Origin of the sequence: Pseudoalteromonas sp. MMG022 (assembly GCF_021654245.1) — a bacterium.
In the GTDB taxonomy this organism is placed as follows: Bacteria; Pseudomonadota; Gammaproteobacteria; order Enterobacterales; family Alteromonadaceae; genus Pseudoalteromonas; species Pseudoalteromonas amylolytica.
Genome location: NZ_JAKFZQ010000007.1, coordinates 100,988 through 113,126 on the forward strand (window position 1 = coordinate 100,988; position 12,139 = coordinate 113,126).

10 protein-coding genes are annotated in these 12,139 nt (G+C 45.9%); 5 read left to right on the top strand and 5 right to left on the bottom strand.

The features are described from left to right. Positions 1-39: 39 nt before the first annotated feature. Positions 40-1,509 carry a sucrose phosphorylase gene (gtfA, locus tag L1070_RS08535; RefSeq protein ID WP_237125235.1) on the bottom strand — a complete coding sequence of 490 codons (1,470 nt, stop codon included), beginning with the start codon at positions 1,507-1,509 and terminating at the stop codon, positions 40-42. Between the two features lie 163 nt (positions 1,510-1,672). On the opposite strand from gtfA, the gene L1070_RS08540 reads away from it, so the two are divergent. From L1070_RS08540 to L1070_RS08550, 3 genes are all read left to right on the top strand, one after another. Next, on the top strand, positions 1,673-2,869 hold the full coding sequence (locus L1070_RS08540) for an MFS transporter (RefSeq protein WP_237125236.1): 1,197 nt from the start codon (positions 1,673-1,675) through the stop codon (positions 2,867-2,869). Positions 2,870-3,070: 201 nt separating this feature from the next. Beyond that, on the top strand, positions 3,071-5,467 hold the full coding sequence (locus L1070_RS08545; protein WP_237125237.1) for a TonB-dependent receptor: 2,397 nt from the start codon (positions 3,071-3,073) through the stop codon (positions 5,465-5,467). A gap of 10 nt (positions 5,468-5,477) precedes the next feature. Then, positions 5,478-6,428: a carbohydrate kinase gene (locus tag L1070_RS08550; protein ID WP_237125238.1), complete on the top strand. Its 951-nt coding sequence runs from the start codon at positions 5,478-5,480 to the stop codon at positions 6,426-6,428. Between the two features lie 53 nt (positions 6,429-6,481). Here L1070_RS08550 and L1070_RS08555 read toward each other — a convergent pair whose 3' ends face one another. Continuing rightward, entirely contained in the window at positions 6,482-8,908 is a 2,427-nt protein-coding gene (locus tag L1070_RS08555; protein WP_237125239.1) for a zinc-dependent metalloprotease, read from the bottom strand. 158 nt (positions 8,909-9,066) lie between these two features. Between L1070_RS08555 and L1070_RS08560 the strand changes: the two genes are divergently transcribed. Further along, positions 9,067-10,035 carry a class 1 fructose-bisphosphatase gene (locus tag L1070_RS08560; RefSeq protein WP_070986243.1) on the top strand — a complete coding sequence of 323 codons (969 nt, stop codon included), beginning with the start codon at positions 9,067-9,069 and terminating at the stop codon, positions 10,033-10,035. Between the two features lie 30 nt (positions 10,036-10,065). Here the strand turns inward: L1070_RS08560 and L1070_RS08565 are convergent, their stop codons facing one another. Beyond that, complete coding sequence (locus tag L1070_RS08565; RefSeq protein ID WP_237125240.1) at positions 10,066-10,545, bottom strand: GNAT family N-acetyltransferase; 480 nt, start codon at positions 10,543-10,545, stop codon at positions 10,066-10,068. A gap of 15 nt (positions 10,546-10,560) precedes the next feature. Further along, positions 10,561-10,953, bottom strand: a complete 393-nt coding sequence (locus tag L1070_RS08570) for a hypothetical protein (protein ID WP_237125241.1) — start codon at positions 10,951-10,953, stop codon at positions 10,561-10,563. A gap of 26 nt (positions 10,954-10,979) precedes the next feature. On the opposite strand from L1070_RS08570, the gene L1070_RS08575 reads away from it, so the two are divergent. After that, complete coding sequence (locus L1070_RS08575) at positions 10,980-11,249, top strand: DUF5522 domain-containing protein (protein WP_237125242.1); 270 nt, start codon at positions 10,980-10,982, stop codon at positions 11,247-11,249. On the opposite strand, the gene L1070_RS08580 is transcribed toward L1070_RS08575, so the two are convergent. Further along, on the bottom strand, positions 11,246-12,073 hold the full coding sequence (locus tag L1070_RS08580) for a sulfurtransferase (RefSeq protein WP_237125243.1): 828 nt from the start codon (positions 12,071-12,073) through the stop codon (positions 11,246-11,248). The genes L1070_RS08575 and L1070_RS08580 overlap by 4 nt on opposite strands. Positions 12,074-12,139 lie beyond the last annotated feature (66 nt).

Consider the following 12,139-nt stretch of genomic DNA (forward strand, 5'->3'; position numbering starts at 1 on the left):
GAACTCAGGTTAACTATTCTACACTTGCTGATTACACAATTAGTTGAGTAAGTCAGCCAGGTCAATCGTCTGTGCTTGGTGTGTATCACCTGTGGTAAGCAAAGCTACGCGCTTGGATAAATCAACCTCTAAACTGGCGAAGTCATCTATGTTCTGCCACTTCATAGTCAGGCTACTCTGAGCCCCTTGCACTGAGAACTCACCGTTAAACGCCGCGCTGCTATTACGCAATTTGATAAGCTTACACAGTCCTTTCACAACTGGTTTGCCTAGGTGTTTATGTACTTGTTCTAAAGATAAATAACTACGGTTAATATCTCTGCCAACTTGAGTTTGTTCCAGTAGGGTCATGTCGTTATTGAGTGCTAGCAAACCACCATAATAAACTTGCGGCACACCGGGCGAAAAGAACTGGATCGCGCGGGCAGTTAAATATGCTAAATCGTCTCTACCAAGTGCATCGTAATACGTACAATTGACTTGATAAAGATCCACATTGCTCGCTGCGGACCCTGTAGCTTTTAAGCTCTCTCCATGACTATTTGCATGGATGGTTTGCACTAAGCTATCCACTTCGCTGGCATTTAACAAGCCTGGTTTATCCCCTTCGGGACCCGCATCTACAATGCCAATGCCGTCATGCGTATCAAGCACTGTTAAACAGTTACGCGGCGAAACATTTAACCACGACACCAATGCATCGACATTTTGATTAAACAAGGTGTGTAAAATTAGTGGTGGCAGCGCAAAGTCGTATACCCTATCTACTTTTTTCGCTATCGCTATTTGAGTTTGATAATGACTGTGGATCTCTGCAATAGTCTCCATCCCTAATGCGTGCGCTTGTTCCGCCAGCTGTTTAATAAATACAAACGTTTCATCCGTCATAAAACAGCTTGTCCCGGCACGCTTTATGGCAAAGCCAGCGGCATCAAGACGAATAATCTTTACGCCACTTTTTGCAAACAAGTTGAGCACATCATCTAAATAACTTTTACCTGAATCGGTCTCTACATTAATATCGATTTGATTATCAGTAAAAGTGGTCCAAAAGTTTATCACCTCCCCCGTTGCCAACTTTTTAGGCGAAAAGCAGCTTGTTGGTCTAGGCCTAAAGATCATGTCAGCTTGGGCGGGTGTTATCCCATTTGGAAACACATCTGTTTCTTTTAAAAACATCGACCAATAAGGCGAGTGACGACCATTTTGCAATACATCTTGAAATTCATTCGACTGACCCGACACATGATTGACGATTAAATCCGCCATCACCTCGTAGCTTTGTCCAATTTCAGACAGAGTCTGCCAAGTCCCCAAGCGGCTATCAACCTGCGTATGGTCAATCGGATCGAACCCCGCATCACTGCCATCAATCGGATAGTAAAATGGCAAGATATGTACACCTGAAAACAACCCACAAAACGATTCATCAAGTAGTTGCTTTAATTGTGTTAAGCCATTTCCAGTCAGGCGATCGGCATAGGTGATCAATTGCACTTGGTTTTTCATAGTTTCGCTCAATATTCTAAAGTTGATTCTTAATCGATTAAGATATATCTTTATTCAACACCTAACTATATTCAAGCATTATTTAAAATTAAATTGGCTGACACCCCCGATACACGCACTAGACTTACTATAAATCAGCCAGTTAACCGTTGAGGCAACTACTATGACAACTAACAACCTAACAACGCTTCGCTGGCTCACGTATATGATGTTCTTTATGTTTGCGATGACATCGGATGCTGTGGGCGTGATCATTCCAGAGTTAATCGGTCAGTATAATCTAAGCATGACGCAGGCCAGTGCATTTCATTACGCCCCCATGATCTGGATAGCCATAAGTGGTTTATGCTTAGGCTTTTTGGCAGATAAGATTGGCCACAAGGCCACTATTTTAATTGGCTTCACCTTGTTTGCTTTAGCGTGTTTTGCCTTTGCCATTAGCAACAACTTTATTATTTTCGTGCTGCTGTTGAGTCTCATCGGTATTGCGATTGGCCTATTTAAAACCGCAGCATTGGCGCTGCTTGGAGACTTAAGCCCTAGCAATCATGCGCATACCAAAACAATGAATACGGTCGAAGGCTTTTTTGCCATCGGTGCGATTGTCGGCCCCGCCTTAGTCAGCTACATGATAACCGCAGGCGTTAGCTGGGTTTATCTTTATGTTTTAGCAGGTGTGTTGTGTATTTTGCTGAGCTTAGCAACGCTTAAGGTGCGATTTGTCGCCAAACCAAAGGCTATATCAGATCAACCTCCAAGCCTAAAACACACGCTATTAATGTGCAAAGATTTACACGCATTGGGCTTTTCAGCCGCGATCGCGCTGTATGTCGCAACAGAGGTCGCTATCTATGTTTGGATGCCGACTTTATTAAAGACGTATCAAGGTGAATGGACCTTGCTGGCCACCTATGCGTTAACTATTTTCTTTGTTTTACGCGCAGTCGGCCGCTTTATGGCAACTTGGCTATTGAATATATTTGGCTGGCAAGTGGTTATGTTGGTGCTCAGCATTGCCATCTTCTTGTGTTATCTCGCTACTTATTTATTTGGTGTAAACGCTGCGGTTGTCAGCCTGCCACTGAGTGGGTTGTTTATGTCGATGATCTATCCCACCTTGAATTCCAAAGGCATATCTTGTTTTGCAAAACATCAGCATGGCTCTGTCGCGGGCGTGATCTTATTTTTTACCGCGCTGTCGGCGGCGCTTACTCCGCTATTAATGGGGGTAGTCAGCGACTACTTTGGCCATATTCAGTACGGCTTTGCGCTTGCCACTCTATTTGCCGCTTTGCTGATGCTCGCTATGCTTTATAACTGGTGGCGAAACCCCGCACAACTTCGTCTCGCTACGATTTAAGCCTGCCACAAAAGTGTTCAGCAGTGCACCAGTGTTGAACACTTTTTTATTTTTAATAACAGTTAGTTAAATCATTACGCACAATTATCGAGCAAATTTTCATTGCAAAACAGTCAGTTTTTGCTAATTTACTTAATCGATTAAGATGATAACTCCACTATCGTGGTGCCATACTCTAAATAGACAACAATGAGGCACATTATGAGAAGAAAAAACCCAACTTGGTTTGCGCTAAGTGTAATCACGCTGGCTATCAGTGCAAATGCGTGGGCACAAGAACAAGCCCCAAATAGCACCAAGCAAAAGAATGAACTAGAAAAAATAATCGTAACTGGGGTGCCACAAAAACGTACCGTCATGGCCTCAAGTGTTTCTGTAAGCAGTATCTCTGGCGAACAAATCAATGTATCAACGCCTAGAACCACGGCAGAGGCGTTCAGGATCCTTCCTGGTGTGCGCTCTGAATCAACAGGTGGTGAGGGCAACGCCAACATCGCCGTTCGGGGATTACCTGTGGCCTCAGGTGGCGCTAAATTTTTACAACTGCAAGAAGATGGTCTGCCTATTTTACAATTTGGCGATATCGCTTTTGGTAATGCTGACATTTTCATGCGCCTCGATAACACCGTACAAACGGTGGAGTCTATTCGTGGCGGTTCAGCCTCAACCGCAGCAAGTAATGCACCGGGCGGTATTATCAACTTTATCTCTAAAACCGGAGAAAGTGAGTCAGGCAGTATCGCAACCACTTTCGGTTTAGATTATGACGAGTTTAGAACCGACTTTGAGTTTGGTAGCTACCTGTCTGATTCGGTGCGCTTTCATATTGGTGGCTTTGTACGCCACGGTGAGGGGGTAAGAAATACGGGTTACACAGGCAATAAAGGTGGGCAAATCAAAGCCAACCTGACAAAAGAATTTGATAACGGTTATGTTCGAGTCTATTTCAAACATTTAGATGACAAAAGCACCGGCTACCTACCTATGCCCATGCGTGCTAACGGCGACTCCTTAAGTGGCTTTGACGCTCTCGAAGATACACCACATTCCGCCTATTTTATCAATACACAAGGCTTAGGCGCGAACAATGAAATTCGCCAAGGTGATATGCGCGACGGTATGCATCCACAAGTTAACAGTGTAGGTGTAGAGGCCAGCTTTGATTTGAGCAATAACTGGCAGGTCGAAAATCGCTTTCGGGTTTCCAGCGTCAAAGGCACATTTAACGCACCATTTCCTGCTGAAATCGGCGATGCACAAGGTATTGCAACGAGTATCGCAGGTGAGAATGCTAGCTTAAAATATGCCAATGGCCCGCAAGCAACAATGGCAGTAAATGACGAAAACATCATGCGAATTCACACGTTTGATGTACAAATGCGAGATTTTGGCTCGCTCGTCAATGATATTAAGTTAACCAAAACCTTACAGGATGACACGACCATCACATTAGGTTTTTACGCGTCTGAACAAATCATAGCCATGTCGTGGCTGTGGAACTCGTATTTAATGGAATTAAAAGGTGATAATGCCGCCTTGATTGATGTGTTTGCAGCGGATGGTACATCCTACTCAGACAACGGTTTGTACGCTTATGGCACGCCTGCTTGGGGTAACTGCTGTCAGCGTAATTATGATACCGACTATTCAACCCGTGCGCCTTATCTCGCTGTGTCTAGTCAATTTGGTGATATCACTGTTGATGCCAGTGTACGTTATGACTGGGGTGACGCAACGGGCACTTACGCGGGGGCTGTGGTATCCGAGCGAGATGTTAACGGCGATGGCGTTATCTCAAAACCCGAGGAACAAGTGGCGGGCATTGACCTGGCAAACCCAGATATTGTGAATTATGACTGGAATTACACCAGCTATTCCATCGGTGCGAACTATCAGATCAACAACAGCCAAGCGGCTTTTGCCCGTATCAGTGAAGGGGCACGCGCCAATGCGGATCGCCTGCTCTTTGGTAAGGTGGCCCCTGATGGCAGTGTGGCAAAAGAAGATGCCATTGATGAAGTCACGCAGGTTGAACTGGGCTTTAAACAGCGCTTTGACAATGGCAGCCTATTTGCCACAGCCTTTTATGCGCAAACCGAAGAACAAAACTTTGAGGCCACCAGCCAGCGGTTTTTTGACCGTCAATACGAGGCACAAGGGATTGAATTAGAGGGGATCTATTTTGTCGGCTCATTTGATTTTAGAGGCAATTTAACATGGACCGATGCCGAGATAACCAAAGATGCCTTGTCTCCTGAGGTGGTAGGCCATACACCACGCCGTCAGGCCGATTTTATTTACTCTCTTATGGGACGTTACAACATGGAACAGGGCGCGGTAGGCGTCAGTTTAATCGGCACGAGTGATGCGTATGCGCAAGACAATAACGACTTAAAGCTTGATGGTTACACACAAGTCAATGCCTTTGCCAGCTATGATGTAACGCAGAACCTTTCTATTTCTTTGAATGTTAACAATCTATTCAATGCGGTGGGTATTACCGAAGCGGAAGAAGGCAGCATACCAAGTAACAATATCATTCGTGCGCGCAGTATTAATGGCCGAACCACGTCGTTTACACTTAAATATCAATTCTAGCGAGGTGAATATGTCCCAATGTACTGCGATAAAGTTAACTTGCTTTGGCGAAGCATTAATAGACTTACTCCCGAGTCAGCACGGGGCGTTTCTACCCATTGTGGGAGGAGCCCCTGCCAATGCTGCCGTCGGTTTTGCTAAACTTGGCGGAACGGCCGAATTTTTAGGCGGCTTGGCAACCGATGGGTTTGCGCAACTGATCCGCAGTACATTGGATTCATATGGTGTGTCCACAAGACACTGTCCAACGATAGCCCTAACGAATACCGCGCTTGCTGTCGTCACCCTTGACGAAAATAACGAGCGTCAGTTTAGCTTTTATCGCAATCAAACAGCTGATCTGATGGTTAACGCCGCTGACTTTGCACAGTTTCAATGGCCAGAGGTTGGCGTATTTCATTTTTGCTCCAACACACTGACCACCAGCGACATTCGCCAAACTCATATGGCTTTGCTTGAACAAGCACTTAGGCATCATCAGCTTATTAGTTTTGATGTGAATCTTCGGTTGGCTCTGTGGCCCGATGTATCCCAACTCAGCGCCAATATTGAGGCGTGTTTTAAGTACTGCGACATACTGAAGTTCAGCCTTGAAGAGCTGGAGTACCTATGCCAAACGGCGAATACGACCACACAACAATATTGCCACTGGCTGTTTGCATTAGGCGTTAAACTGGTACTTATCTCTAACGGCCAACACCCTGTAAAGTTGCTCACCAAAACACAACAGATTGAAATTGCCACGCCCACGGTTCAAGTAACGGATACCACAGGGGCTGGAGACAGCCTGATCAGTGGCTTTTTGTTTTATTTAGCAAAGCTAAATGTTCACAAAGCAAATCTTGTGGATGACATTGATAAGCTAGAGCAAGCGGCTAAATTTGCCGTTAAATGTGGTGCGCATACATGTACACAGCTTGGCGTTATGCAGGCTTTGCCGACACTTGAACACGTCTGTTGATATTTCAAAGTACATTAAAAAAGCTGGCAACCTGCCAGCTTTCTTTATCAGTCTTAAATCGGTGAACCCGGAGGCATCTTCAATGCTTTAAAACCTTCTGGCCATTTGCCGCTTGCTAAAAAGGCATTGACCTGCCTTGCCAGCTCATGACGATAGGCGGTTTCTTCACTGACATTGCTAAACAAGGATTGTTGGTCAAACTGCTTAGCAACACGCATCAGCTGGAACCTAAGCTGTGCCTGCACCTCTGGCTCCACTTTGTCTGAGCTTGCCAATTGCGCCATACGTGCAGCCGTTAAGTACTGAACACGCTGTGTTAGCTTTTGTGTCATACCGCTACTGGCGCTTGCATCAAACACCTTGCGATACAATGCATTCATTACCTGCTCAACGCCTAAATGCTTAACATCTCTTGCTTTGTGCTGCGCCAAACGGTTTAGTCGCTCAGCATTGAGCAACAAATTCAAGCTGTGATTGGCAGCAACTTCGGGCAAAGCCATGGCATCGAGCGTGAGCCCTGTTCTACCATACACGCTTTCACGGGTTTTGCTCTCGCCATATGCTTTGGGTGGGATCAGCGCCAAAACACTTTCAGGAATGCGCAGCTGTTGTGCGTCGAGGGTTTTCAAAATTGCCTGTAGGGCTTGCTTTTGCATGGCCTTATCAACAACTTTTGCGCCTTTAACAGCATTGGCTGTACGAACTTCATAGTCATAGTCAACGCCACCAATTAATTTAACAGCAGACTCAACTTGATAGCGATGGAATAAAAATAACGGCACAAGCTTTTCTTCCAACTGAGATAACGCCACGCCAGTTTTAATATTGTTAATACCAAAAGTGTTCAGTGCCTTTTGGCGAACATCTAGCACACGCAATAGCTCCGCCGCTGGATCCGCCCCATTGTCCCATAAGTGTGCTGTTGGATGAGCACCACCTTGTGCGCGTGCATCGCTGTCAGAGATAAACTCTAAACCCAGCTCACGATTTTGCGCCAAAATATCAGCCAAGCCCTGCGCTTCATCGCCATGGCTAAAATCACTGTAACCATATTTAACAACTTGGGTATCCCATGCCCCCATTCCTTTGGCGTAGCCTTGAGTTATATCTAGTTTGCCATTTGCGTCGAATGAAACCAAAGGGTGTGGATAGTCCATCACAGAAGCTCTGTCTTTGGTTGAGGCAGAGAAGTTGTGTGCAATCCCTAAAGTATGACCAATTTCGTGAGCGCTCAGCTGACGAATACGATCCAGTGCCATGTCATGCAGACGACTGACCACCTCATCACCCTTAACAAACGGTGCAGCGAGCGCCTCTGCAATGAGAATGTCTTGGCGTACTCGTAAAGAGCCAAGCGTCACATGCCCTTTGATAATTTCACCTGTACGTGGGTCAATCACCGATGCACCATATGACCAACCTCGAGTAGCTCGATGTACCCACTGGATCACGTTGTAGCGCACATCCATAGGGTCGGCATTCTCTGGCAATATTCTAATCTGAAAAGCATTTTTGTAACCTGCTGCGGCAAAGGCATCGTCCCACCATTGACCACCTTCTAATAGGGCAGTTTTAACGGGTTCTGGTACACCGGGATCAAGGTAGTAAATAATCGGCTCAATCGGCTCGCTCGGTGTAGCACTGGGGTCTTTCTTCGCTAAGCGGTGGCGTGGAATGTAACGCACCAACATAGACTCTCCCAGTGGTGCCGAATAATCTTTATGTTCAATACTCCAATAACCTGATTGCGGATGGAACTTACGCGGCTGATAGTTATCATCTGGCAGTTTGACTAACGAGTGATGCTGATGAACCGTAATAGCATATGGGTCAGCCACCGCTTGACGCACATATTCGCCCGGCTTATTGCCCGTAAAGGTCAACACAGCTTCCAATTCGGTGTTATCAACAAATGCTTTACTGCGCTCCATAAACACCGCGCTGCGGCTTTTATCTAGGTTAAAGCTGCCCTGCTCGCGTTGTGCAAGTGTGCGACTCACGGCATGAACGTCTGATAAAAGATAAGGGGTGTAATCAATCAATACACTATCGCTATCTTCTGCAACGACACTAAAGCCCTGTAAAATACTCGATGCGAAGGCTTCATTTACGCTTTGTTGCTCAGCAGGGTTTGAAGAGCTAGCGCGATAATAACTGTTTAAGGCGCGCAGCATCACTTTGTCACCAAAACGTTCAAACTGTACCAAATAAGTGCCGCCAAGCTGTCCTCTATCTAAACCGATATCGTTAGAGCCAACACCGTAAGGTAGGCTATGCTGTAGTAGAAATGGTTGCTTGAGCTTGTCCACATCCAGATAAATTTTGCCGCTGGAAGTGTCAGCATAAAAGGAATAATACCCCGGAAAACGATTTAACTTGTCAGTAAACTCGTCAATAGACTTAATTGCTGCGACAGCTTGAGTTATCATAGCGCCTAGCAAAGTACAGAATATGACGGATAGCTTGGCTATTTTTCGCATGATCTTACCTTGTTATTAGTGGTTTTAATGGCTGATTCAAACCCAGTATATAAAATTGTATACAAAGTTCAGCCATTTTAAGACGAAATTAATTGCGGCCTGAGTTCTCCTCTCACACTTTACAGACTCAAGCCACAACGTTATCAGGATCAAAAACTATGCGTAGACTCCCTCCAGTGCTTATCGAAGATGGTTGCTCAAGAGAGTTACTTTCTCTTATCCGTACAATTTTAGCGGCCTGTAAAGAGATCTCTTTCCGTGTTGGTCAAGGTGCCCTTTCTGGCGTACTCGGCTCAACGTTGGATGAAAATATTCAGGGCGAAACTCAGAAAAAACTTGATGTACTCTCAAATCAACTTTTAAAAGATATTCTACTTGAGTCTGGCTACGTTAAAGCCATCGCCTCGGAAGAGGAAGACTTCACCGTTGCGGGCAACCCAGATGCCGAATACATCGTAGCATTCGACCCATTAGATGGCTCATCAAACACAGATATAAACTCGCTGGTTGGTACAATTTTCTCAATCATGCGTGCACCGAAGGGCTCTGATGCGGCTGATCCTGCTATTTTCATGCAACCGGGCCACCAACAAGTTGCAGCGGGCTATGTGTTGTATGGCCCATGTACCACATTGGCTCTGACCATAGGTAAAGGCACGCGCATCTTCACGCTAGATAAAACGCACGGCAGCTTTATGCTTACGCAAGAGTTTGCAAAAATTCCTGAAGATACCAAAGAGTTTGCCATCAACGCGTCAAACCAGCGCCACTGGCAGCCAGCTATGCAAAACTACATTAGTGATTTGTTGGCAGGTGAAACAGGCCCGCGTGGTAAAAACTTCAACATGCGTTGGATTGCAGCCATGGTTGGCGATGTACACCGCGTACTATGTCGTGGCGGCCTATTTACGTACCCAGCTGACACCAAAGATCCAAACAAGCCATTTAAGCTACGCCTACTGTATGAAGCCAACCCGATGGCAATGTTGGTTGAGCAAGCAGGCGGCATGGCACACACGGGTGATGAACGCATTTTGGATATCGACCCGCAAGAAATCCACCAGCGCGTGAGTGTGATCTTAGGCTCAAAAAACGAAGTTGAAACCTGTTTGGGGTATCATAAGTAAAACGTAAATTCGCGTGATAAAAAGCGAGCATTAGCTCGCTTTTTTCATTTCTTGCCATTGTTTAAGTGGTATTGCGCGTGCAACCAGTGCTGGGTTGCTAAATCCCCACTGGGTTTTTAGCCATGTCAGCATGTTTGTTTCCAATACTGGCTCCAGCTCCAGCCATGCATTGTCCAGCCAATAATGTAACTCACAGTCGTAGCCGTCTACCTCACTTGGGTCTATGTAAACCGAGCCAATACACTCTTTTTCTTTGCTATCGAATACACAAAAACCATAGGCGATGTTGTCATTAAACTCACGTAAATGATGTTCCATCGCAGCGATATTATCCGCTAAAGTCATATCGGGTTTGGGCCAATCTGCTTGTCCTGCAAACAAGGCTCTAAGGCGCTGTTGATTACGCATCACCAAGTGGTAATCTGGCTCTGAAAATTTAGGCTGCATCACGCGTAATGTGAAATGCTCATCGTGGTAGCTATGGTGAACCGATTTGGCGCTTAGCGACATAGGTGTAAGTCCTTTTTATTTATATAAGTTGAGCAGTTGCGTTACTTTTTCATGGCTCATTGTACCCATTTGTTCGGGGTTTGCCAGCGCATACAACAGCCCTTCAACTTGTGAATGGTCAATATCGCCGCGCATTTCTAGCAGGTTTGCCCACATTTCCAACTCCTCAATCTCTACCTCACCATTTTGTACCTGAGCCAGTGCGAAGCACGCATCTTCAGTGGTGACGCGATACACTACCTGTTGTTGCGAGTAGTGTATCAATCGCCCATATACTTGCTGATAACCCTCAGCCAGGCGGGCAATCGTTGCTAAATCTCGGTAGTGAGGTGTGTTATGATCCATATCGTTATTGTTCATACTGGTATTTAAGAATGTCTTGTTCAAATTGTGATAAAGCGCTGACATGCAGTGCTGATCAAGGTTGTTGGTGTATGGCTTTGCCCAACATATTGCCCGTATCACAAACCCAAGGATGCCTGTGTAGGACGTGTCTAATCGAAAAACTCAAGGCACACATCGAATCTATCAGTACACACCCCATTGACGAACAGCTTGCGCTTGCAAGACCATTTAAGCATTCGGCTGCAATCGAAGGTCTTGACTATAACATCGAAGATGGCCTGCTGGTGATGAGTCGCTGGGCACACTTAAAACGCGGTAATTGTTGTGGCAACGGCTGTCGCCACTGTCCATACAGCTAATTGCCCGTAGCTACGGGCAGTTCACTCGGCAGCCCCCACTCGCTCCACGACCCATCATACACACTCAACTTTTGATAGCCACACTCATCCGCCGCCATGGCCAAAATACATGCCGTCACGCCCGACCCGCAGCTAAATTGTAAAGCTTGGTCAGTAATACCACGCTCAGCGAATAAAGCCTGAAGTTGTTCGACGCTTTTCAGCAACCCGTTTTGGTCCAAAAGCTCAGTGTATGGTAAGTTTTTACTGTTTGGGATATGACCACTGCGCATATTTTGACGAGGCTCTGGGTCTTCACCGCTAAAGCGTTTGGCACCGCGAGCGTCGAGCAGACAAACACTGTCATCATTTATTGCTGCTAATACCTGTTGGCTATCAATAAAGTAGCCACTTTGTGGCTTAGCCACAAAGTCGCCAATCAGATCATTGATGGCATAACTGCTGGTGGTGGGTAAACCCAAAGCTTGCCAACGCGGTAGGCCACCATCAAGTACATACACATGTGTAAAGCCCATGCTTTTGAACATCCACCATGCGCGAGCTGCACTAAATAAACCTAAATCGTCGTACACCACCACGGTGTCGTTTTGATTAATGCCTAGCTGTCGCATGTTTGCCTGAAATTGCGCACCGTCACACATGGTGTTAGGTAGTGGCGCATCGCTTTGAGTAAGCGCACCACTAATATCGAAACGCTTTGCGCCTTGAATGATGGCAGCTGGCGAATATGGCGAGGCAACCCCTGGTTTCACAATCCCCGCATCCAGTACCTGCACTTGCTCAAGGTGCTCTGCCAACCACTCACAGCTTTTCAAGTTTTTCATTTTAAATCCTTTATTGACTTATAACGGGTGAAATTACAGCCCTGCTCACGTTATACTAAGCGCCTT